We start from the raw sequence: 24440 nt of genomic DNA on the forward strand, positions 1-24440 counted from the left end.
AATCCCGTAGTGCTGCGCCCTGTTACAGGGAAACTTGACACAGCGCAAACCGGGAAAAACCTCGCTGCAAAAGCGTCAAGCCGGTGAGGCCGCCAGTTTGCCGAAGGCTGCAACAACGTCCACAGGGGCTTGCACCAACTCAATCAGAACCCCCTCGCCACTCACCGGAAACTCCTCGTTCGACTTGGGATGCAGAAAGCAGATGTCAAATCCGGCAGCGCCCTTGCGAATGCCGCCTGGCGCAAAGCGCACGCCCTGGGCTGTCAACCACGCCACCGCACGGGGCAAATCGTCAATCCACAGACCCACATGATTGAGCGGCGTGGTGTGCACCGCCGGCTTCTTGTCGGAATCCAGCGGTTGCATCAGATCGACCTCCACCTTGAACGGCCCGGTGCCGATGGCGCAGATGTCTTCATCCACGTTCTCCCGCTCACTGCGGAAAGTACCGGTAACTTCCAGGCCCAGCATCTCGACCCAGAGCTTTTGTAGCCGGGTTTTATCAGGGCCACCAATGGCGATTTGCTGGATACCGAGCACTTTGAATGGCCGGGTGTTTTTAGTGGCGTTCATGCACAGACCTCCCCGGTGTGGCAGGTACTGGCTGTATGCGCGGTTGGCTGCGACTTCAGGCCCAGCTTGCGCAGCAATTTCACGTCAGCATCGGCGTCCGGGTTCCCGGTGACCAGCAGTTTGTCGCCGTAAAAAATGGAATTGGCACCGGCCATGAAACACAAGGCCTGTACCGCCTCGCCCAACTGCTGGCGCCCGGCTGACAAGCGCACCCGGGCCTTGGGCATGGTGATTCGCGCGACGGCAATCACACGCACAAAGTCAAACGGATCAATCGGGTCGGAATCGGCCAAAGGCGTACCCGGCACGCGCACCAGGCTGTTGATGGGCACGGACTCGGGGTAAGGGGCCAGATTGGCCAGTTGGGCGATCAAGCCGGCACGATGCACCGGAGCCTCACCCATGCCCACAATCCCGCCGCAACACACACTGATGCCCGCACCGCGCACATTGGCCAGCGTGTCCAGGCGGTCCTGGTAAGTCCGCGTGTCCACCACGGCACCGTAGTACTCGGGGGCGGTATCTAAATTGTGGTTGTAGTAATCCAGACCCGCATCCTTGAGCTGCTGCGCCTGATGCGCCTCCAGCATGCCCAGCGTGGCACAGGTTTGCAGCCCCAGACTCTTGACGGCTTCGACCAGCTCGGCGACCTTTTCCACATCGCGATCCTTGGGCGCGCGCCAGGCAGCACCCATGCAAAAACGCGTGGCTCCGGCATCCTTGGCCGCCTGCGCAGCACGCACCACTTCACTCACCTCCATGAGCTTGCTGGCCTCAACACCTGTGTCGTACTCCGCAGCCTGCGGGCAATAGCCGCAGTTTTCAGGACAGCCGCCCGTCTTCACCGACAGCAGGGTCGCCAATTCAATGTCACCCTCAGGAAAATTCTGCCGGTGCACGGTTTGCGCCTCAAACAACAAGTCCATCAAAGGCCGCTCCAGCAACTCCTGCACGGCCTGCACCGACCAGGGGCCCGCAGCCGCGACTTTGGTTGGCCGGTGCAAGGCAATCGGTTGTGCCGCAACTTGCGCGGGCTCAGAATATTCAACAGTCATCAAGCAAACTCCACAATCATTTGGTCCACCGTCAGCGATTCGCCCTTGTTGGCCGCAATCGACTTCACAACCCCGTCCTGGGCCGCAAACAGCACATTTTCCATCTTCATCGCCTCAATCACGGCCACGCGTTCACCCGCCTGCACCTTCTGGCCCACTTGCACGGCCACTTCCACCAGCAAACCGGGCATGGGTGACAGCACATAGCGACTCATGTCGGGTGGTGCCTTGTAGGGCATCAGCGCATACAGCTCAGCTGCCCGTTTGGAGAGCACCAGCGCATCAATCTGGGTGCCATTGTGCGAAACACGGATCGTGAGCGGATTCTTGCCCGTCAAGCTGCCTCGCTCCACCTGCGCCGTGAAGGGCTCGCCGTTGCAGGTGCCGCTGATGCGAACTTCGCCCAGACGGTAATTGCTACAAATCTTGTAGCTATTGGCACCCACTCTGACCGAGCTGGAGCCGGTTTTTCCTTCAAAGTCCGTCACAGCCACGGGCGTGGTGGTGGTGTCACCCGCCTTGCCCATGGTCACCACCACAAAGTCTTCGCCCACCGCAATCTCGTGACCTTCCATCTGGCCACTGATGGCCGAGGCACGGTTGCGGTACTTGCGGTTGACAAAGGCCGCCAGTGCCACCAGCAGATCTGCATCGTCGTGCGGAACGTCTTCGGCGCGGAAACCCTGGGCGTAATTTTCGGCAATGAAGCCGGTGTTGAAGTCCCCGGCCACAAATCGGGGGTGGGCCAGCAAAGCCGCCTGAAACGGGATGTTGCTGCTCACGCCACGGATCACAAAGCCATTGAGGGCTTCGCGCATCTTCGCAATCGCGTCGAGCCGGTCTTTGCCGTGCACGATCAGCTTGGCAATCATCGAGTCGTAAAACATCGGAATTTCACCACCATCCTGCACACCCGTATCGACCCGCACGCCTTGCCATTTGGAGGTGTCAGAGGCAAACATGGTTTCTTGCGGCGGCTGGAAGCGCACCAGACGCCCGGTAGACGGCAGGAAATTGCGGAACGGATCTTCGGCATTGATACGGCACTCGATGGCCCAGCCTTCGCGCTTCACCTGCGCCTGCGTCAAAGGCAATTTCTCGCCTGCCGCCACGCGGATCATCAACTCAACCAGGTCCAGCCCGGTGATGCACTCGGTCACCGGATGCTCCACCTGCAGGCGGGTGTTCATCTCAAGGAAATAGAAGCTCTGGTCCTTGCCCACCACAAATTCCACCGTGCCGGCGCTCTGGTATTTCACTGCCTTGGCCAGTGCCACAGCCTGCTCGCCCATTGCTTTTCGGGTGGCATCGCTGATGAAGGGGGATGGCGCTTCCTCGATCACCTTCTGGTGGCGGCGTTGAATGGAGCATTCGCGCTCGTTCAAATAAATCACATTGCCGTGGCTGTCGCCCACCAGCTGGATTTCGATGTGGCGGGGCTCTTCGACAAATTTCTCGATGAACACCCGGTCATCACCAAAACTGTTGCGCGCCTCGTTGCGGCAGCTGGTAAAGCCCTCGAAAGCCTCCTTGTCGTTGAAGGCCACGCGCAAGCCCTTGCCGCCGCCGCCCGCGCTGGCCTTGATCATCACGGGGTAGCCAATGCCTTTGGCAATTTCAACTGCCTTCTCAGGTGTTTCTATCGCATCATTGACACCGGGGATGCAGTTCACACCCGCAGCGCCAGCCAGCTTTTTCGATTCAATCTTGTCGCCCATTGCCGCGATGGAATAGTGCTTGGGGCCGATGAAGACGATGCCTTCTTCTTCCACGCGCTTGGCAAAGCCGGCGTTCTCGCTTAAAAATCCGTAGCCCGGATGCACCGCCTGCGCACCGGTTTGCTTGCAGGCAGCGATGATTTTGTCGGCCACCAAATAGCTCTCGCGGCTTGGTGCCGGGCCGATGTTGACCGACTCATCGGCCAGCATCACATGGCGGGCATCACGGTCGGCATCGGAATACACCGCCACGGTTTTGATGCCCATTTTCTGGGCCGTCTTGATGACCCGACAAGCAATTTCGCCACGGTTGGCAATTAGGATTTTGGTAAACATGGATTTCCTCGTATCAAATATTTTTGCGAGCCAGTGGATTCGGCGTTGCTTCAGCAATCTTCACCAGGGTATTGCGGTCCACGTGATGAAAGAGCGCCTCCTGACCCAGAATTTTCAGCACCGTGTCTTCTTCGTAGGTCCAGTTGCCATCGTCATGCAGCGTCACTTTGATCACGAACTCAACCGTGTCAAATGCATGACTCAGGAAAGGCGCCGAGACAATGCCAAAGTGAACATCGCCCTTGACAGCGCGCAACTCAAACCCGCGTGCATCTGCCGTGGCCTGGCCCCCCGCCATCAGCGTCAAACCGCGAGGAATGCTCAAGGTGTGCATCACCGTTGCGGTGGCCGGCTCCCAGAGCCAGTATCCGACTTGCTCGTGATAGGTCTTGACCTGGTCCGGCTTGGTGACATGGGTGTGATAGCGCAAGCCATACAGCAGCTGCGGGCCATTGGTTTGCGGATCGATGGGCTGCAACTCCATCCGTTCCACGTAGGCCTGCTTCTTGGGGCCTTCTGCCTTGGGCTTCACATCAAGCCCGCGCACGCCCTGCCACACGCCAGCCAAGGCGCGCAGCGGACCCAGATTGCGCAAGGTGTCCACATCCACCGACCGGGGCTCGGTGTAGATGTCTTCTGAAGAGTTCTGCTGAACCATGGCTGTACTCAAAGCGGAATGTTGCCGTGCTTGCGCCACGGATTTTCCAGCTTCTTGTCACGCAGCATCACCAGCGAGCGGCAAATGCGCTTGCGGGTTTCGTGCGGCAGGATCACGTCGTCAATGAAGCCACGGGCACCGGCCACAAACGGGTTGGCGAAGCGGGCCTTGTATTCCGCTTCCTTGGCGGCCAGCTTGACCGGGTCGCCCTTGTCTTCGCGGAAGATGATCTCCACCGCGCCCTTGGCACCCATCACCGCAATTTCGGCGTTGGGCCAGGCAAAGTTGACGTCACCGCGCAGGTGCTTGGAGGCCATCACGTCGTAGGCGCCGCCGTAGGCTTTGCGGGTGATCACGGTGATCTTGGGCACGGTGCACTCGGCATAGGCATAGAGCAGCTTGGCGCCGTGCTTGATGATGCCGCCGTACTCCTGACTGGTACCAGGCATGAAGCCGGGCACATCCACAAAAGTCACCACCGGAATGTTGAACGCATCGCAGAAACGCACAAAGCGCGCGGCCTTGATGGAGCTCTTGATGTCCAGGCAACCAGCGAGCACCAGCGGCTGGTTTGCCACGATGCCCACGGTCTGGCCCTCCATGCGGCCAAAACCAATCAGGATGTTCTTGGCGTACTCGGGCTGCAACTCAAAAAAGTCGCCATCGTCCAGGGTCTTGACGATGAGTTCCTTCATGTCATACGGCTTGTTGGCGTTGTCGGGCACCAGGGTGTCAAGGCTCATGTCCATGCGGTCAGCCGGATCGCCGCTACGGCGCACGGGTGCTTTCTCGCGGTTGTTGAGCGGCAGGTAGTTGTAGAGCCGACGCAGCATCAACAGCGCTTCGACGTCGTTCTCAAAAGCCAGATCGGCCACGCCGCTCTTGGTGGTATGGGTGATGGCGCCACCCAGCTCTTCGGCCGTCACTTCTTCGTGCGTCACGGTCTTCACCACTTCCGGGCCGGTGACGAACATGTAAGAACTGTCCTTGACCATGAAGATGAAATCGGTCATGGCCGGGCTGTACACCGCGCCGCCAGCCGATGGCCCCATGATCATGCTGATCTGCGGCACCACACCACTGGCCATCACGTTGCGCTGGAACACGTCGGCATAGCCGCCCAGCGATGCCACGCCTTCCTGAATACGGGCACCGCCCGAATCGTTCAGACCAATCACCGGTGCGCCAACCTTCATGGCCTGGTCCATCACCTTGCAGATTTTCTCGGCATGCGCCTCGGAGAGCGCACCGCCGAACACGGTGAAGTCCTGACTGAAAACAAACACCAGGCGACCATTGATCATGCCGTAGCCCGTGACCACGCCATCGCCGGGAATCTTGTTTTCTTCCATGCCGAAATCGACACAACGGTGCTCGACAAACATGTCCCACTCTTCGAAAGTGCCTTCGTCCAGCAGCAGCTCCAGACGCTCGCGGGCTGTGAGCTTGCCTTTTTTGTGCTGCGCATCAATGCGCTTTTGGCCACCACCCAAGCGCGCGAGTTCGCGTTTGGCTTCGAGTTGTTCAAGTATGTCGTGCATGGTTTTCTCTCTTTGCGAAGTACTGATCGTCTTAAATAGTGATTGCTATTATTTCTATAGCTTATTGCGCTTGATTCATGTGGGCCAGCAGCAGATTTCGTGCTGCGGTGGAGGCCGCCACCCGGCCTTCCAGAACCGACTGGGTCAACTGCGGCAACATCTTTTGCACCGCAGGGTGCTGGCGGAATGCCTGTTTCAGTCCGGTATCAATGCGCTCCCACATCCAGGCCAGGGACTGCTGCTGCCGGCGCATGGCCAGCTTGCCGTTGGCCGTTTGCAGTGTCTTGAATTCGGTCACGGCAGCCCAGAAGGTATCGATGCCCTGCCCGTTCAAGGCACTGAGTTGCAGGGCTTTGGGGTGCCAGGTGGCCTCGTCATGGCTGCCAAACAAACCCAGCAATTGCATCGCGGATGTGATTTGCAGTTGTGCCCGCTGTGCCGCAATAGCGTCGATATCAGCCTTGTTGATCACCACCAGATCGGCCAATTCCATCACGCCCTTCTTGATCGCTTGCAGATCGTCGCCCGCATTGGGCAATTGCAGCAGCACAAACATATCGGTCATGTTGGCCACGGCGGTTTCGCTTTGGCCCACGCCAACCGTCTCGACCATCACGATGTCGTAGCCAGCAGCCTCGCACACCAGCATGGCCTCGCGCGTCTTCTCGGCTACGCCACCTAGCGTTCCGCTGCTGGGGCTGGGCCGAATATAAGCGCGCTCGTGCATGGAGAGCTTCTCCATGCGGGTCTTGTCACCGAGGATAGAGCCGCCGGACACCGTGCTGGAAGGGTCGATGGTCAGCACCGCCACGCGGTGGCCGCGCTCAATCAGGTACAGGCCCAGCGCTTCGATGAAGGTCGATTTGCCCACCCCCGGCACACCGCTGATACCCAGACGAAACGACTTGCCCGTGTGCGGCAACAAGGCCGTGAGCAAGTCATCCGCCTGCGCGCGGTGGTCAGCGCGGGTGGACTCCAGCAGCGTGATGGCTTTGGCGATAGCGCGGCGTTGCACGCTGCCCGTCGTATGCACGAGCAGGTCAACGGCTATCGGGCCTGGTTCCCGAGGCCGGCTTACACTGATTGTCTTCGTCGACATCATGGTCCTGAGTTGGGATCAACCCCCAATTCCTTCAGGCGATGGCCTTCTTGATTTGCTCCAGCACGTCCTTGGCGCTGGCAGGAATGGGGGTGCCGGGACCGTAAATCCCTTTGACCCCAGCTTCATACAGCATGTCGTAATCCTGACGCGGAATCACACCGCCGACAAACACGATGATGTCGTCTGCACCCTGCTTCTTCAGTTCCGCAATGATGGCCGGTACCAGCGTCTTGTGGCCTGCCGCGAGTGTTGATACGCCCACGGCATGGACGTCATTTTCAATCGCCTGGCGCGCGCATTCTTCAGGGGTCTGGAACAGGGGACCCATGTCCACGTCAAAACCGAGGTCGGCAAAGGCGGTGGCCACCACTTTGGCGCCACGGTCGTGGCCATCCTGGCCCAGTTTGGAAATCATCACCCGAGGGCGCCGTCCCTCTTGATCGGCAAAGTCGGCTATTTCCTTCTTGAGAGTTTCCCAGCCTTCGGCTGAGTCATAAGCTGCTGCATACACGCCGGCCACCTTTTGTGTGTCGGCGCGGTGGCGCCCGTAGACTGTTTCGAGAGCATCGCTCACCTCGCCCACTGTGGCGCGCAGGCGCATGGCTTTGATCACCAGGTCCAGCAGATTGCCGGTATTCGACTCTGCTGCAGAAGTGATAGCAGACAAAGCAGATTCCACAAGGGCCTTGTCACGTTTTTGTTTGATTATTTTCAGACGCTCGATCTGCCCGTCGCGCACCGCCACGTTGTCGATGTCGCGTGATTCAATCGCATCCTCGGTCTTGAGTTTGTACTTGTTGACACCAACGATCACATCTTTGCCGCTATCGATGCGCGCCTGCTTTTCGGCCGCTGCCGCTTCAATCTTCAATTTGGCCCAGCCGCTGTCCACGGCTTTGGTCATGCCGCCCATGGCTTCGACTTCTTCGATGATCTTCCATGCGGCGTCGGCCATGTCCTGGGTCAGCTTTTCCATCATGTAGGAGCCCGCCCAGGGGTCGATCACGTTGGTGATGTGGGTCTCTTCCTGGATGATGAGCTGGGTGTTGCGGGCGATGCGCGATGAAAACTCGGTGGGCAGCGCAATGGCTTCATCAAAGCTGTTGGTGTGCAGCGACTGCGTGCCGCCAAACACCGCAGCCATCGCCTCGATGGTGGTACGAACCACGTTGTTGTAGGGGTCCTGCTCCGTCAAACTCCAGCCACTGGTCTGGCAGTGTGTGCGCAGCATCAGGCTCTTGGGTGACTTGGCGTCAAAGCCCTTCATGATGCGACACCACAGCAGGCGCGCAGCGCGCATCTTGGCCACTTCCAGGTAGAAGTTCATGCCAATGGCCCAGAAGAAACTCAGGCGGCCGGCAAAGTCGTCCACATCCATGCCCTTGGCAATCGCCGTCTTGACGTACTCCTTGCCATCGGCCAGCGTGAAGGCCAATTCGAGTGCCTGGTTGGCACCGGCTTCCTGCATGTGATAGCCGCTGATGGAGATCGAGTTGAACTTCGGCATGTTTTTCGCCGTGTACTCGATGATGTCGCCGATGATGCGCATGCTGGGCGCAGGCGGGTATATGTAGGTGTTGCGCACCATAAACTCTTTCAGAATGTCGTTCTGAATCGTCCCGGAGAGCTTGTCCTGGCTCACCCCCTGCTCTTCCGCCGCCACCACGTAGCCGGCCAACACCGGCAGCACGGCGCCGTTCATCGTCATGGAGACGCTTACTTTGTCCAGCGGAATCTCGTTGAACAGGATCTTCATATCCTCCACCGAGTCAATCGCCACGCCGGCCTTGCCCACGTCACCGGTCACGCGCGGATGGTCGCTGTCGTAACCGCGGTGCGTCGCCAGATCGAACGCAACACTCACGCCCTGCCCGCCGGCGGCCAGCGCCTTGCGGTAAAACGCGTTGGATTCTTCCGCCGTGGAAAAACCCGCATACTGGCGAATCGTCCAGGGCCGCACCGCATACATGGTGGCTTGAGGACCGCGCAGGTAAGGCTCAAAACCCGGCAAGGTATTGGCGTAAGGCAGGTGCTGGGTGTCGGCGGCTGTGTAGAGCGGCTTGACCGTAATGCCGTCGGGTGTTTGCCAATTCAGAGCATCCACATTGCCACCAGGCGCTGACTTGGCAGCGGCTTTGGCCCACGCCTCCATGCTGGCTGTCTGAAATTCAGGATTGTTTTGGGTCATGACGGTGAGCCGTTCGCAATGAGTTTATCGAAATGTTCAGGCACAGAACAAGCCCCAGACCGGTTAAGCCCCAGACATGCTTCAGTGAAGTGCATGCAGATTTTACGTTATTTATAATTATTGATGCAAAATATTCTTTAAAGCTTACAATATCGATCATGTCAGCACTCTCTCTATCTCCCCGCGCACTGTATGAAGAGGTTGCGGAGCTCCTGCGCCAGCGAATCTTCAAACGCGAGTTGGAGCCCGGCAGCTGGATCGACGAACTGAAAATAGCCGAAGCCTACGGTATCAGTCGCACACCCCTGCGGGAAGCCTTGAAAGTGCTGGCCGCCGAAGGTTTGGTGACCATGAAGGTACGGCGCGGCGCCTATGTCACTGAAGTGTCAGAGCGCGATCTGTCCGACGTGTACCACCTGCTGAGCCTACTTGAGGCAGACGCAGCTGGCGTGGTAGCCAGCACCGCAACGGACGCACAAATCGAAGACCTGCAAGCTTTGCATAATGAACTGGAAGCGGCAGCCAAACCGGGCCAGCAGGATCGGGAACGCTTCTTCGAGATCAATGAGCGTTTTCACATGCGACTTCTGGAAATTGCCAACAACCGCTGGCGCGATCAGATGGTGGCTGACCTGCGCAAGGTCATGAAACTCAACCGCCATAACTCCCTGCTGAAGTCAGGCCGCATTGAAGAATCCCTGAATGAACACCGCGCCGTGATGGCCGCCATTTCTATGCGGGACGCGGCTGGCACCATGCAGCGGATGCAGGAACACTTCAAGAACGGGCTTGAAGCAGCCAACTGAACGCCACACCTTAGAAGGCATAAAAGGGACCGGTACCCAGCACAGATGACTGCCCCTGTATGCCCACAAATACCTTGCGCCCATAGAAAAAAGGCAAACCCCAGTCAAAAATGGATGCATCTCCAATGGGGCCGGCCAAAGCAGGCAGAACCGCATGAGGGTAGTTGCCAGCCAACGCAACGCCGTTATCCACGACGAAAGAGATCGGTACCGTTACAGCATTTGTCCCGACCAAGGTGGCAGACAGGTTGGTTGGCAAAAATGGACAGTAAAAGCCAACGGCCGGGTAGACACACAGAGGAATGGCGCCAGAATCAAAGAACAAGCCGTTCGATCCAGTATCAATGAAGCTGTTGCCGAGATTTTGTCCCGCAAACACGGAGCTGAAATAGCCGGAAGAATTGCTTGTAAGCACTGAACCCGGTACAAACTGGTTGTTCGCCTGTGTGCCGATGCCAAAAATCATCGACCCATTGAGGCTGGACGCAGTCGTCGAGGCTACGGCAGGCAGATCAATCAACACCCCGTTGTTGTCGGATGCAAACAGCGGAACGGGATTTTTCAACTGTTTGGCAATACTGGCCGTGGCACCTACGGTATTCCGATGCTGCGGTCAGTTGTAAACGTGCATCGCATCTACACATCAGATCAGTTCAATCCGTACGACCACGTTGCGCCACTGCGCATCGAACAGCCGTGGCGATCAGTCAGTGGCCATCACGTATTGATCGCGACCATGTGTCTTTCCGTACATCAGCGCATGATCGGCCCGAGTTATCACGCCGCTCAATTCTTCCCCCGGCCGCACCTTGGCCCACCCCATGGTCGCGGTTAACGCGATCACAATGCCATCGCCTGTTCGCAGTGGCTGATCGTGCATTGCATTTATCAGGCGCTGAGCAACAAAGGTAAACATCGGCCAATGGCGACGACCATCCGGGAATACCAACATGTTTCGGCGCCGTCCGTTAATGTGTTTAAGAGTTGGCAGACCTCGTCCGCAAGCGCATTTCGAACCGACCTCGGCGTAGTCTCCAAGTTCATAGCGCAGCAAAGGGGTGGCCAAGTTACTCAGATCCGTCACCACGACGCGGCCCGTCTCTCCAACCTGACATGCGCTCCCGTCATCGTGGAGCACTTCGACAATCAGATTCTCTGCCATGGTGTGATACAGACCTCCGACTGGGCACTGGATGGCAATGATGCCGAGTTCTTGCGAACTATAGGTGTCGACAATTTCAACGCCGAGCGTGCTCCGCACTTGCGCGCGGACATGGGGTGAAACGGTTTCGGAGATGGTCCGGACTTGACGCAAGCGCGGCAGGCGAATCGACCGGCGTTGCAACTCTTCGACCAATGCAGCAAGGTTGGTCGGATAGGTGAGCAGGTAACCGGGGTTGATTTGTTGCAACCAATGGCCCTGTTCGCTCACATCGGTAGCAATCGGCAAGGTGGCCGACGGGCCGCTAGAGGCCAGAAGACTGACTGGTACGCCCCAGCTGTTACGAAGGCTGGGTTTGGCTCCAGGGTGATCCGCACGAATGATCGCTAGCGGCAAAGAAAAGTCGCGCTTGAACCAGCGATGCTCCCGCAAAATGAAAGCATGCCAAAACAGCTGACTCATCGCCGTGCGCCGGATCGCAACGGGGATGCCGGACGATCCTGAGGTCCTGTTTTCTGAAAGAGGTAAATGCGATCGCGGGACGCCACTGGCAAACATTCGACTTCCGGCCGACTGCACGGCATGTCGCGTCAGTACTGGCAAGCGCTGCAACCCGGAAGGCATGGCCACCGTTTGCGGCGACGCGCCTGCCTGTGCCAAACATTCGCGCACGTAGTCAGAGTGATGCACTGCATGGTTGAGCAATGCATGAAGTTGCAAGCGCTGACGATCAGCGATGACATCAGGAGCCAACCACTGGCTTGATTCCAGTTGACTGGTAAGCGCCCAAAGCATCGCGGCTTGGGGATTGGGGATTGGGTATGTCTGGCCACAGCTGAGGCGAGTGTTGCTCATTCGACTTAACCGGGTCCACGGTCTCGCTTTCATTGTCGGTGTCAACATCGGCGTTCCGATCAGGGCGCACCATGGTCAATGCCACTCCAAATCGAGTAAATCATAGTGCGCATCGTCAAATGCATCGCCCATCCTAAAAAGCAGGCCGTGCAATTTCATACAGGCCGCAGCTGCGGACACCCGTGACAACACCTTTTGAACTTTGCCGACAAAAGCTCAGCGCGAAGCTGAGAAATCGTCTCAAAATCCGAACTATCCTTCATGAAGCAGCAGGGCAGTTGCTTGCCGTCCCAGGTAAAGAACCGCGTATGCGGCCGCTGCAGGTAAGGGCAGAAGGAGGATTGACTCCGCTGCAGTCCTGTTGTGCTGACGGTGTAGCGTTTTGCGTAATCTGCCTTGGGCGATAAAGGTTGAATAATGTGCCGACCGAATCCACGCGCTCGAACCCACGCCCGCAGTTCGTCCAAAGGTTGGCCCATATCCACCGTCATCACAGTCACTCGGCGGGCATCCATCACGCGCAGCAAGTCATCCAGCTGCCGCAATACCTTCGGCAGGTTGTGACGCCCAATTTCCTCCGCATGGCACTGATCGAGCGTATCCACTGATATGCCAAGGGTCGGAAAAAGTCCGGCCAATACAGCAAGGTCGAGTCGACTTCCGTTCAGAATGGAGTAGGGACGATGCCCCTTGTCGCGGACATAGCGGGCCATGTCTTCAAACAAAGGGGGCAAGCTGGGCTCACCTTCCCCTTGCAGGGAAACCGTCACCCGCTTCCCCGGGATGGCGTCCACGATCTGCGTGAACGCGTCCCACTCCATATCCTTTTGCGGCATGTCGCGACCTGCGCAATAAAAGCAGGAAAAATTGCAGCGGGTTGTGATTTCCAGTTGATAAAACACAGCCCGTTGCAAATCAGCCGACCATACGCGGCGCACCCGCACCAACCGTCAGGTTGGAATGCAGTGTCTGCGTTGCCGTCCCGAAGTTGGCATCCGACAGCACGCTGTTCGCGGCCACCATGCCCACGCCGCCCAGTCCCGTCGTCTGGCCATACAGATACGCCAAATCGCCACCCAGCGCGACCGAATCGCTGCCACTCAGATGCGCGTTCAACAAGGACCCCATCACCGCCCAGGCACCACCTGTGCGCAAGCTATAGGTTGCAGCATAGGCCACATCAAAATCTGCAACGATACGGGAGGCATCAAACTGTTCAACTTTGTTGTCCCGCAACACATCAATGCTGCCAGGGGCATAGACACCCGATGGCTCATTGAGCATCTGCATCGCCAGGGCCGGCCGCAGACTTGCACTCACCCCGTAGTAGTTCACCACGCGCAGACTGTCGGTCGACGTCGAGTTAAACAACATGTAGAGGTCGCTGCCACTGCGCTTGAACTTGATGTCTTCGTAACGGATGCCACCGCCCAAGCTGACCGTGATCTCTTGCGTGCCTTGGGTATACAGCACATCAGCGCCGTCGCCCTTGTTGAAGGCCACCACCGTCGTCGAGTCTGATGAAGAATAGAGTCTGTCGCTTCCCTTGCCCCCCGCCAATAGACCCCGATCCCATCCCACGCGCAATGTGTCGCCTCCAGAGCCACCGAAAAGGGCGTCAACTCCAGCACCCCCCTCCAGAGTGTCCGCGCCATCTTGACCCTCGAGAATATCGTTGCCGGCCCCACCGTAAAGACTGTCATTCCCACTGCTGGCGCTCAGAAGGTCGTTACCCTCCTTCCCATCAAGCACATTCGAACCCGTGTTGCCTACGATCCAATTGTCCAGCGCATTGCCCACGCCATTGATGTCGTAACATCCCGTGAGTTGCAAGGCTTCCACATTTTGCGACAGCGTGTAACTGACAGATGCGTTGACCTTGTCATAGCCCTGGTTCAGGTACTCCGTCACCACATCACCAGCATCACATCCACTGGCGCCCTGATCCACGTAGTAAACGTCATCGCCGTCACCACCGATCATGGTGTCAGAACCTTGTCGACCATCCAGAGAATCGTCACAGGCGGTACCAACCAGGCGATCGTCATAGCACCCTCCGACCAAGGTCAAGCCAACGCAACTGGTAACGGAAATTTGGAACACATCACTGGCCGATGCACCAAACCGGTCTATGGCCGTGATCCGCAAGGCCATGCTTTGACCGGCAACTTCCACTGGCGGCGTGCCGCTGATCACCAAACCATTGGGGTTGAAACTCAACCACGAAGGCAAGGCCTGTCCATTGTCGAGTGCCAAGGTGTAGCCAAGTACATCGTTGCGATCCACATCGGTGAACGTGTTGTCGGGCAGGTCCAGGGTGAACACCGTCTTGGCGCGAACGCTCAGATCAGCCACAGCCTGCTGCAGCACAGGCGCGTCGTTGGTGCCGGCAATCGAAATTACCAGATCCGCCTGGGCGCTGAGTGCGCCCGCACCAAGCCCGTCCGTCACCGTGTAGCGGAATGTGTCGGCGACCTGCTCACCTTGTCCCAAACTCTGAACCGCAAGGGTCGCATTGTTCAGTGTGTAGGTGTAGCTGCCATCGGCCAGCAGCACCAAACTGCCATATTGACCCTGGAAGGTACCGGCATTGGCCACAGACAGGCTGTCAGTGGCATCAGGATCGGAATCGTTCAACAAGACGTTGCCCGTAGATTGCAGCACGCCATCCTCTGCGACGGCGCCAGCGTCAGCACGCGCCACGGGGCCATCGTTTTCGCCAGTGATGTTGATGAGCACATTGGCGCTGGCGTTGGCAATGCCGTCGCTGACGGTGTAGGCAAACGACTCGGTCACTACTTGGCCCATCGCAAGCGCTTGCACGCTGGCGGCGTTTGCCAGGGTGTAGGTGTAGCTGCCATCGGCCAACAAATTGAGTTGGCCGTATTGCCCTGTGTAACTGCCCGGCGTCGTCACGACCAGCACCGTGTTGGCATCGACATCCGTGTCATTGCCCAGCACAGAGCCGACCACGCTAGGCTGGGTGTCTTCGAACACGGCCGATAAATCGTTCAGTGCAACAGGCCCATCGTTCGTCCCCGTGATGCCAATCGCGAGCTGGCTGGTGGCAGTCGCGACACCGTCGCTAGTGAGCACATTGAATGCATCCACTACCCGCTCGCCCTGATGCAGGGATTGCACCGCGTTACTCGCGTTGTTCAAGGTGTAGACGTAGGAGCCGTCTTGCTGCATCGCCAGTTGGCCATACACTCCTTGGAAGGTGCCAAAGTTCGTCACCGACAACGCATCTCCATCGACGTCGGTGTCGTTGGCCAAGGCGTTACCTGCAATTTGCACAATGCCGTCTTCAACCACTTCGCCACTGTCAGCACGCGCCACCGGGCCATCGTTTTCGCCAGTGATGTTGATGAGCACATTGGCGCTGGCGTTGGCAATACCGTCGCTGACGGTGTAGGCAAACGACTCGGTCACTACTTGGCCCATCGCCAGCGCCTGCAAGTTGGCGGCGTTTGCCAGGGTGTAGGTGTAGCTGCCATTGGCCAACAAATTGAGTTGGCCGTATTGACCCGTGTAACTACCCGGCGTCGTCACGACCAGCACTGTGTTGGCATCGACATCCGTGTCATTGCCCAGCACAGAGCCGACCACGCTCGGCTGGGTGTCTTCGAACACAGCCGATAGATCGTTCAGCGCAACAGGCCCATCGTTGGCGCCACTAACCTGTATCGTCAGACTCGACGTCACAGTGTTCGCGCCATCGGTCGTGAGAATGCTGAACGCATCCAATCGACTTTCACCCGAACCCAGACTTTGCACTGCCAGGCTGTCGTTGTTGAGCAGATAAACGTAGGCACCGTTGGACTGAAGTTCCAACTGTCCATAAATGCCTTGGATCGTTCCTGTGTTCTGCACCGACAACGCATCGCCGTCGACGTCCGTCGCCTGCCCCAGCACGTTTCCAACAACCTGAACCACACCATCTTCGCTCGCCTGCGCCGATTCAGCCACGACGACCGGGGCGTCATTGGTGCCTGTGACTGTGACCACCAATTGGGAATTGACCTGCTCGGTACCGTCAGTAGCAGTGTAGACAAAGGTATCGACAACCTGCGCACCAGCCTTGAGGTTCTGAATCTCAGCACTGTCGTTGTTCAGCGCATATTGGTAGGAGCCGTCCCGCGCCAGCGTCAAGGTACCCCACACGCCGACGAAGACGCCAGTAGTGTCCACTTGCAAAGTGTCAGTCGCATCTGCATCCGTGTCATTGGCCAGTACATTGCCGCTCGCAGTGAGCGTCGTATCTTCTGCCACATCCGCCGTGTCAGATGCCAATACCGGGACTGTGTTGCGAGTGGCAATATCCATCTTGAAGGTTTGACTCATCGCCATACCGCTGGAATCCCGCGCGAATACGGCAACGTCATATAAGCCTTGCGCACCTGTCGGAGGCACACCACTGAAGGTATGGGTGACAGGGTCGAATTGCAGCCAATCCGGCAATGGTTCACCATTCGGCTGTGCAACGCTCCACTCCAACGCATCGCCATCAGGGTCCAAGAAAGCATTCTCTGGCAATTCAAAGGTCAACCAATCTCCAACGCGACCGGATTGATCGTCCAGTGCCAGGGCAGCATCCGGCGCACGGTTGATGAAGTCAGCAAATGCCAGCAATGTGCCATCGCTCAACTCGAAGTTACCAATCGCATGGGTAGGAGCATTCACTCCGTCTGTCGATGCGACAAGGATGGAGTCACCAAATACACCGTAAGTCACTCTAAAGCCATTGCCTTCGCGCACCACCGCAATCGTGTCCGCAGAAATGCCTTCTCCAAAAGAGATAGTGTTGCTATCGGACGCATCAACGATGCTGTCCTGACCATCGCCCAGGTTGAAAACGTAATTGTCTTGGCCCGCACCGCCAGCGAGCAGATCGTCGCCAGTTCCACCGGTAAGCACATCGTCACCCGCTTCGGCGGACAGCTCGTCCTGACCCGCGTATCCGTAGAGTCGATCACTGTGGCTAGTGCCTTGCAACACGTCATCACCAAACTCATCGCCTTCCAGGACAAACACCTTGTCCAGCATCTCAGTCCACGTCAAAACCGTACCATCGTTAAACACAAAGTTTTCGATACCGTGAACGCTGTTGTCAGGGTCATTGCGATCAAAGCCGGAAATTTGGACCTGGTTGTTTTCATCAAAAACGATCAGGAAGCGTCCATCCGCTGGATTGGCCACATTTTCAATGAATCGAATCTTTCGCTCGATATCTTGCGGCGCAATACCTGGCCCGAACTTCAGTACATTGCCACCCGTCGCGTCAGCTAGGTCATTGATGCTGACAAACCCATCGCCCAACCGGTATTCATAGGAATCGTTACCTGAACCGCCTGCGAGGTCGTCACTGCCAGTGCTTGCCTCGATCACATCATCACCGGCGCCACCAGAAATATCGTCGTAGATCGCTGTGCCGCGAAGCAAATCACTGCCAGCCGTTCCATTGATGACAAAGCCGCGCTCCATCAAATCATCGAAGGACCACACTTCGCCATTCAATCCAAATTGGAAGAACTCAATGGTGTGTTCGCCATAAGGGTTAAGACGGTCAAAGTTGGTCAACGTGACGGACGTATTTTCGTCCAGCTGCACCACCATTTGCCCTTCAGTGTTGAGGGTGAGGTAGACGCTATGTGGGTCCGTGACTTGCGAAAATACCAGCGTGTTTTCTTGGCCCAAATCGGACAGATCGGTAATGGTGTCGTGACCTGATTGAGCTTCAATAACGTAGGTGTCGGCACCAGCACCACCTCGCATAAGGTCATTGCCCTCCAGGCCGTAAATCCAGTCATTGTCAGAGGTACCCACGAGTCGGTCGGCTTGTGGCGTGCCTTCGATACCCCGGGGCCGGTCCATCAACTGAGCCATACTGAGTGTGCTGCCATCTGAAAAAATCAGATCGCGAATAGATGCATCGGCAAGATTCATGCCATCCCAGCCCTCCAGCGTCACCGAGCTGACACCGTACCGGATGATGGTCTTACCATCCACCGTGTCCAAATACACGTTATCGCCGGTGATGGACGCGTCATTGAACACAATGACGTTTGCGTCATTGCTGTTGTCCACGATCACATCGTCTCCGCTGTAGCTATCGACCACATAGGCGTCATTGCCCGCACCGCCGATCAGGCGGTCATTGCCACCCAGGCCTTCCAGCCGATCAGCACCGATGCCCCCCCGCAATTCATCACGCAGCATGGTCCCGCCCAACTCGCCACTGCCATCGTCCGCCTTCGTGAGCAAGACATTCGACTGATCGTTGAACAAGTCCGCCAGGAGAACCGACGCTCCATTTTGGAAGACGAACTGATCAATCGACCGATTGCGAGTCGGCAGATACTCATTAAAACCAGCCATCACCACGGTGTCGCCCGCTTGCCCATTGGCGCCACCCACTGTGACCAACAGATTGTCGCCATCTTGCGAGAAGGTCAAATCATCAAGACCGATTCCCTCACCAAATATCAATTGATTGAAGTCGTTATTGCCGCCATCGCCCCCGTATCCGCCATAACCTCCATAGCCGCCATAGCCTCCATCTCCGCCGATCGCGGTCATGGCGACGGCGAAGCCTCCATAGCCTCCATATCCACCGCTTCCGGTGTCGCCGTAGCCATCGCCGCCGGAGCCCATGCCATCTTCAATGTACAAATGACCGTTGCCGCGGGCGTATGTATAGGTGTCGTCCCCGGCGCCCCCATAAGCTTTGTCATTGCCGGAGCCGGCATTGATCATATCGGCGCCGTCTCCTCCAATGAGCACATCGTTACCCGCACCGCCCAGGATCGCATCATTGCCTCCCTGGCCCGCCAAGTAATCGTCGCCATTGCCGCCATCCAGCGTGTCATTCCCTTCATCACCCATCACCATATCGTTGCCGTCGCCGGCCTGGATGGCATCGTCATACGGCGTGCCGAACAGAATGTTATTGCCTGACAAATCGGCATTGACTGCGAGATTGACCATCCCAAGCAAGTTGCCTGTTTGAGCATAGGCAATCGCGGCCTGTCCGCCATAAACCTGAACCGGCCCCACAACCTCCATTGCAGGCACCTGTGCAAAAACCGCCTGCCCAGCGCTATTGGGCTGGACATCGAACGCCTCCGCACCCAGGTGTGCATCCAGCGCGGACAAGTCAAACACCCGGACGCGCCCAACGGGATCCACAAATTGCAGTTTGTCAATGGCGCGGTTGCCCGGCGTAGACAGATCGGCCTGGAACCAGGACGTACGAACTTCGTCATCCTCACTATTGACAAAATGAATGACCAGGTCACCCTGTGCATTGATCAGGAACCGCAGGTCCTCGGGGGAAATGCCAACACCGAAACTCAGTACCGACTGGTGTGGCCCGCTACCGGAAATCGTGTCGACGCCATCGCCCATATTGAAGGCAATCGTGTTGGTCGCACCCCAGGTCGAGCCGTTGACGCTGTCATTGCCCAGACCGCCAGCCATCACGGCCCCCCCGCCATTGGCCGACAGGCTATCGTTGCCGGAACCGCCGGCCAACAATGCAGCCCTGCCATCCGTGGAAATCGAATCGTCGTTCCCGCGGCCATCAAAAAATATGCGATTACCGCTTCCGGCGTAAAGGTAGTCATCAGCCTGGCTTCCCGCCAATACCGCATCGTTCCCCGATACATAGGCATCGCCAACCGAGCCGCCATCCAGTCTGCTCATCAGATCCGCGTAGGACCAAGTTGTTCCATCTTCAAAACGCAGCACACTTTGTGCCTGCAGCGCAGACTCGAAGTCACTGCCATCAGGGATCTGCAACAGCAAGGCATCATTGCCACCAAGGCCGATGACCATTTGCCGCATGTACTCTGTACCGTTCCAAATCGCATTGCTGCCCATTTGAACTGTGATGTCTGACGGGTTGATGTTCTCACCCAGCACGAAAGTATCGCTGGCGCCCGGGGTCAGGGTCACCGTATCCAGTGCATCACGGCGATTGAACACGTAGGTATTGCTACCTTGGCCTCCTGCCAGATTGTCGCGACCAGAGCCGCCCACCAAGTAATCATCACCTGCGCCACCATTCAGGGTTTGCGAATCACCACCACCAAAAAGTCGGTCGTCACCAGCATCGCCATGCAAGGCGCCCAGTCCATACAAGGTGTCATTTCCGTCGCCGCCGTTCAAGGTGTCAGAGCCATCACCTCCATCCAGGAAGTCGTCGCCCGAACCACCCTGCAACTGATCGTTCCCCAATCCACCATACAAGCGGTCATTGTCGTCGCCGCCATCCAGCGTGTCGTCACCAGCGTTGCCAACCAATGTGTCTTCGCCACCAAAGCCGAAAATATTCGAAGCCTTGGCAGTGCCAATCAACAGGTCATCCCCAGTCGATCCGTAAACATCCTCCAGACCCGTACTGGCGTCCAGGTTCAAGATTTGCTGGTACGACAGGCTTATACCGCCCACATCAAAAGTTTCCACTGCCTGATAAACGTGGTTTTTGATGGTGATCTGATCTTGGGTGCCTGCAATGGCAATGACCAGATCATTTCCACTCTTGGAAACCTGCAGATCGGTGGCTACGATGCCGGCGCCAAATGCCAACCGATCGCTATTACCCCAGGAGTAACCTTCATCGATCGTGTCATGGCCATCGCCGAGATTGAAGACATACACCGTGTCTCCTCGGTCGCCCACAAGCAAGTCGTCCCCAGTGCCGCCCGCCAACACGGTCGTGCTGTAGCGGTAGATATCGCGAAGAGCGTCATTGCCATCAGTCCCTTGCGTGGCCAACTGCTGAATATCGTCCAGCGACCAGGAACTTCCATCAGAGAATTTAACCGCAGCGATATTCTGGATACCGTCGCCCCAGTAGCTCATCAAATTCTCGAAAGTGACTGAGTCAGCCGTGCCTTTGATGGAGAACACAATATGGGTGTCCACCCGGCGAACCAGCACATCGTCAGCCGTTACCCCCGGCTTGAAAGACAAAACGTTCTGTTCACCACGGTACGAATTGACGACCTTGTCGTTCCCATCACCGCGGCCGAACAAATACGTGTTGGTACCGGACCCGCCTTGGAACGTGTCTCGACCACCACGCCCGTCAAAAGTTTCGTTCGCGTCAAATCCAACAAACGTCTCCGCGCTATCGTCACCGATCAAACATTGCGCCAAGATGTCCTCTGGCGCCCACTGGGTGCCGTCAGCAAACTTGATTGCCCGCAGGCTGAAATTTGTGTTCTGTGGGTCTGTCCCGTTGGTCCAGTAAAAATTCTTCACCGTCAGCGTATCGGGTGAATTCTTAATGCTGATGGTGAGTGTGCTGCCAACGCGAGACAACTTCACGTCGTCAGGCGCAACGCCTTCTTTCATTTCAACCGTGTTGTTGCCTTGGGGGTCAATTGGCTGACCTTGGTAATAGCTGTTGTAGTAAGCCGCCCAAGACACATCGCGGTTGAGTACGTCCTGTCCATCGCCGCGACCGAAGCGAATGGTGTCGGTGCCCTCACCGGCATCCAAAATGTCATTGCCCGCACCGCCATCCAGGGTGTCGTTCCCGTCACCACCACTCAGCGTGTCATTGCCGTCTCCGCCGCTCAGCGTGTCGTTGCCTTGCAGCCCTGACAAAACGTCATCGCCTGCGCCGCCACCCATGATGTTGTTGCGCGCGTCACCGGCAAAGGTGTCGTTCGCATCAGTGCCCAACCATGCTGCATCTTTGATTTGATCAATCGTCCAGACCGTGGCATCTGCAAATTCAAAACGTTCAATGGCATTGGGGTTTAGCGGGCTGCCGCTGTACCACCAATAGTCTAGAGCTGAGAAATAGTTCTTGATGGTCACCTGGTCTGTGGTGTCACGGATGCGCACGACCAAATCGTCACCACGCTGAGCAAGAATCAAATCCTCCGGCGCAATGCCGGCTTTGAAGCGCAAGGTGTCCTGATTGACACCATAGTCCTGGTCCACGATAGTGTCCTGTCCGTCGCCGCGCCCAAACACATAGGTATCGCTATCGGAGTAAGCAGCAGCTTTGGGTTGCCAGGACGGCGTGACCGGGGCACCGGTATAGCGATCAGTGGTGACCCACTGAGCATCACCCCACAGCGTGTCATTGCCTGAGCCCCCCTCCATGACATCGGAACCATTGCGTCCAACGATGAGGTCGTCACCCGCCCCGCCCGACAGTCGGTCCGGCAGATCATTCAACTGCGTACCGATCAGTGTGTCATTTCCATCGGTGCCCAGGGGTAGCGTCTGGCGCACTGCTTCGTTCATGTCCCACTGCGTGCCGTCGGCAAACATAAAGTTCACCGGAGCTGCAAAAGTGCCATACCACCAAGCCGGGCTGTTGGAATAGGTAAGTGTCTCGCCGGTGGCGGTGATTGTGAACTGCACATTGTTGTAGTTCTCCGCTTGCAGCAAGCGCACCGTCACATCCTGTGGGTTGAGCCCACGCAGCACGACCGTATTGACCCCGTTGGCGTCGACATACTGGTCATTGACGCTGTCGTTACCCTGGCCGCGGCCCCAGAAATAAGTGTCATTGCCCCACTGGCCGTCCATGGAGTCATTGCCGGCACCGCCGACCAACTGGTCATTGCCTGCGCCCCCGTACAACACATCGTTGCCAGCACCGCCTATAAGCACGTCGTGACCGTCGCCACCTGCCAAGGTGTCATTGCCACCGCGACCCACCAATCCATCGGCACCACTACCGCCATTGAGCGCGGTATTGGTTGTGTATGCAATATCCCCCGCCATCCGAAACTGGATCGCCGTCAGGGCAATTTTTTGGGAAGTGCTCAGGTCGTTTGCACCCAGCAAATCTGCCAGTTGTGCGGCACCGTCCCAGCCAGAGCCCGATATGCCATCAGCGGCAAAGTGCATGAACTCTGCCAACGCTACTGCGGCATTGCCAGGGTCACTCAGCGCCCTGGCCGCCAACGTCGCATTCAGCGCATCAAATCCCAGACGCAAGCCCTTGTCGTCAATCACCAGTTCCACCTGGTCCAGCAGCGCTTTGCCTTCGGTCTGCACATACAAGCTTTGGTAGGTGCTGGCCTTGAGCGCGTCATACGCCTGCTGGAAAAACGGCAGACGCTGGCCTTCGATGCTCACGCTGTAGTAGGTGTAGCCCCGCCACGTACGGCTTACCGGGTCGTAATAGCTGGCGTTATTGGCGCGCACATAGCGCTCCAGCACCGGTTGGGCGTTGAAGCGCTCCAGAGTGCTGAGTTGCTGGTACAGCGCGGGGTTGCTCTGTGCAAAGTTGGCTATGGCCTGGCCAGGGCTGCTGACATACCAGTTCACCGCGTTGGCGGGAATGGGGTTGCGGGTTTTGGCATCGCCCATGGCGGAGGTAGCCGCCCAGTCGTTCACCACTTGCTCCAGCAGGGCTTGGCGCGCTTGGGTGGTAGTGGCAATTTTGAAGGAATTGAGCGTTTGCTCCAGCTTGGCCGATGCGCTGGTGCCCAGGCTCATGGCTTCGCGCAAATCGCGCACCAGGCCTGCGCCTTGCATTTGCGGGAGAGTGGCAGCGGATGCGCTTACCACCGGGTTGTCGGTGAATTCGCGGTAGAAGTTGTTGGTGGAAAAGTTGACGTTTTGCACCGTGTGGTCCACGCCGTCTTTGACGAAGGTGCTCTTGCCCTGCGCGTTGGGGGTGAGGTGGATGCCGGTGATACCTGCTTGCGCCAGGGTTTGGAGTTCTTCCGCCTGGCTGATGCCGTCTTGGTTGAGGTCGCGCCACACGCGTAGCTCTGCATAGGCGGTGTCGTTGGCGTCGATCACGCCGTCTGCATTGCTATCGAGTGCAGCAAGGGCGGTAAAGCCGTTAGCGGCTAGACCTCCACCGGGGAGTTGGGTTTGGTCGCCGAAGAGTTCGCGGCCACTGTCGATGGTGCCGTTGCCGTTCAAATCCCGCACCAGCATTGCGTCGTCGGCTGCTACCCATTGGGTGCCAGTCTTGATGCCATCGGCGTTGTGGTCGAAGAGGACTGATGAAGAGGATGCGGAGAGCTCTACGCCGTCGCCGTCTAGATCCAGGATCAGGGGGTCGCTGGGCCAGAACCAGTTCAAGCCGGCAGTAAAAGAGGTACGTACAACTATGCCAATGTCCCTTCCAATTAGAGGTATAGCGGCATTTGCATAATTCGCATAGTTGTAAGGTTGCTTCGCCAAGAATGCATCGCGCGCCGAGTCAGCCGCAGCATCCATTGGCTTCCAAGTACGCGGATCGTTTGCGTTCCAATCTGAGTTGCGTGGAATATTGACCACATCGCGAAGAAACTGGTTGTCTGCACGAATAATGTCACCCCAATACTCCTTCGCGTTACCCGTCTGCTTGAAAGCTTCTTCTGCATTGAAATAATCCGTATCATGCTGCTTAAAAAGTTCGTCCAACGCATCCTTGCCGGGACCCCATGTACTCGGATTTCCCGGTGGAGCGATTGATC

At 57.5% G+C, this 24440-nt stretch carries 11 protein-coding genes and 1 pseudogene; 1 reads left to right on the top strand and 11 read right to left on the bottom strand.

Annotated features, from left to right (window positions below):
* Positions 1–75 precede the first annotated feature (75 nt).
* From IV109_RS16745 to scpA, 7 genes are all read right to left on the bottom strand, one after another.
* A complete protein-coding gene (locus IV109_RS16745) occupies positions 76–573 on the bottom strand; it encodes a VOC family protein (protein ID WP_296699315.1) in 498 nt (165 codons plus the stop codon).
* Positions 570–1628 (bottom strand): biotin synthase BioB, encoded by a 1059-nt coding sequence (gene bioB / locus IV109_RS16750; protein ID WP_296699319.1) that lies wholly within the window; start codon positions 1626–1628, stop codon positions 570–572. Before bioB ends, IV109_RS16745 begins: the two co-directional genes overlap by 4 nt.
* The gene (locus tag IV109_RS16755; protein ID WP_296699323.1) at positions 1628–3682 is read right to left on the bottom strand and encodes an acetyl/propionyl/methylcrotonyl-CoA carboxylase subunit alpha; all 2055 of its coding nucleotides are present in this window, start codon (positions 3680–3682) and stop codon (positions 1628–1630) included. Before IV109_RS16755 ends, bioB begins: the two co-directional genes overlap by 1 nt.
* A gap of 13 nt (positions 3683–3695) precedes the next feature.
* The gene (locus IV109_RS16760) at positions 3696–4340 is read right to left on the bottom strand and encodes a heme-binding beta-barrel domain-containing protein (RefSeq protein ID WP_296699326.1); all 645 of its coding nucleotides are present in this window, start codon (positions 4338–4340) and stop codon (positions 3696–3698) included.
* An 8-nt stretch (positions 4341–4348) separates the two neighbouring features.
* Positions 4349–5881, bottom strand: coding sequence for an acyl-CoA carboxylase subunit beta (locus IV109_RS16765; RefSeq protein ID WP_296699330.1), 1533 nt, complete (start codon positions 5879–5881; stop codon positions 4349–4351).
* A gap of 61 nt (positions 5882–5942) precedes the next feature.
* Positions 5943–6983: a methylmalonyl Co-A mutase-associated GTPase MeaB gene (meaB, locus tag IV109_RS16770; protein WP_296699334.1), complete on the bottom strand. Its 1041-nt coding sequence runs from the start codon at positions 6981–6983 to the stop codon at positions 5943–5945.
* 31 nt (positions 6984–7014) lie between these two features.
* Positions 7015–9171, bottom strand: a complete 2157-nt coding sequence (gene scpA / locus IV109_RS16775) for a methylmalonyl-CoA mutase (RefSeq protein ID WP_296699337.1) — start codon at positions 9169–9171, stop codon at positions 7015–7017.
* 158 nt (positions 9172–9329) lie between these two features.
* On the opposite strand from scpA, the gene IV109_RS16780 reads away from it, so the two are divergent.
* Positions 9330–9977, top strand: coding sequence for a GntR family transcriptional regulator (locus tag IV109_RS16780; RefSeq protein WP_296699342.1), 648 nt, complete (start codon positions 9330–9332; stop codon positions 9975–9977).
* 10 nt (positions 9978–9987) lie between these two features.
* On the opposite strand, the pseudogene IV109_RS16785 reads toward IV109_RS16780, so the two are convergent.
* From IV109_RS16785 to IV109_RS16800, 4 genes and pseudogenes are all read right to left on the bottom strand, one after another.
* A pseudogene (locus IV109_RS16785) lies at positions 9988–10560 on the bottom strand (DUF3443 family protein); the annotation flags it as partial.
* Between the two features lie 120 nt (positions 10561–10680).
* A complete protein-coding gene (locus IV109_RS16790; RefSeq protein WP_296699370.1) occupies positions 10681–11994 on the bottom strand; it encodes a hypothetical protein in 1314 nt (437 codons plus the stop codon).
* Between the two features lie 155 nt (positions 11995–12149).
* Positions 12150–12896, bottom strand: coding sequence for a radical SAM protein (locus IV109_RS16795; protein WP_296699372.1), 747 nt, complete (start codon positions 12894–12896; stop codon positions 12150–12152).
* 13 nt (positions 12897–12909) lie between these two features.
* Positions 12910–24063, bottom strand: a complete 11154-nt coding sequence (locus IV109_RS16800; RefSeq protein ID WP_296699375.1) for a VCBS domain-containing protein — start codon at positions 24061–24063, stop codon at positions 12910–12912.
* Between the last annotated feature and the right edge of the window lie 377 nt (positions 24064–24440).

It is taken from the genome of Rhodoferax sp. (genome assembly GCF_018780565.1).
In the GTDB taxonomy this organism is placed as follows: domain Bacteria; phylum Pseudomonadota; class Gammaproteobacteria; order Burkholderiales; family Burkholderiaceae_C; genus Rhodoferax.

Coding starts and splice junctions, on each gene's coding strand:
- IV109_RS16745 (WP_296699315.1), bottom strand. CDS start 573: ATGAACGCCACTAAAAACACCCGGCCATTCAAAGTGCTCGGTATCCAG.
- bioB (WP_296699319.1), bottom strand. CDS start 1,628: ATGACTGTTGAATATTCTGAGCCCGCGCAAGTTGCGGCACAACCGATT.
- IV109_RS16755 (WP_296699323.1), bottom strand. CDS start 3,682: ATGTTTACCAAAATCCTAATTGCCAACCGTGGCGAAATTGCTTGTCGG.
- IV109_RS16760 (WP_296699326.1), bottom strand. CDS start 4,340: ATGGTTCAGCAGAACTCTTCAGAAGACATCTACACCGAGCCCCGGTCG.
- IV109_RS16765 (WP_296699330.1), bottom strand. CDS start 5,881: ATGCACGACATACTTGAACAACTCGAAGCCAAACGCGAACTCGCGCGC.
- meaB (WP_296699334.1), bottom strand. CDS start 6,983: ATGATGTCGACGAAGACAATCAGTGTAAGCCGGCCTCGGGAACCAGGC.
- scpA (WP_296699337.1), bottom strand. CDS start 9,171: ATGACCCAAAACAATCCTGAATTTCAGACAGCCAGCATGGAGGCGTGG.
- IV109_RS16780 (WP_296699342.1), top strand. CDS start 9,330: ATGTCAGCACTCTCTCTATCTCCCCGCGCACTGTATGAAGAGGTTGCG.
- IV109_RS16790 (WP_296699370.1), bottom strand. CDS start 11,994: ATGAGCAACACTCGCCTCAGCTGTGGCCAGACATACCCAATCCCCAAT.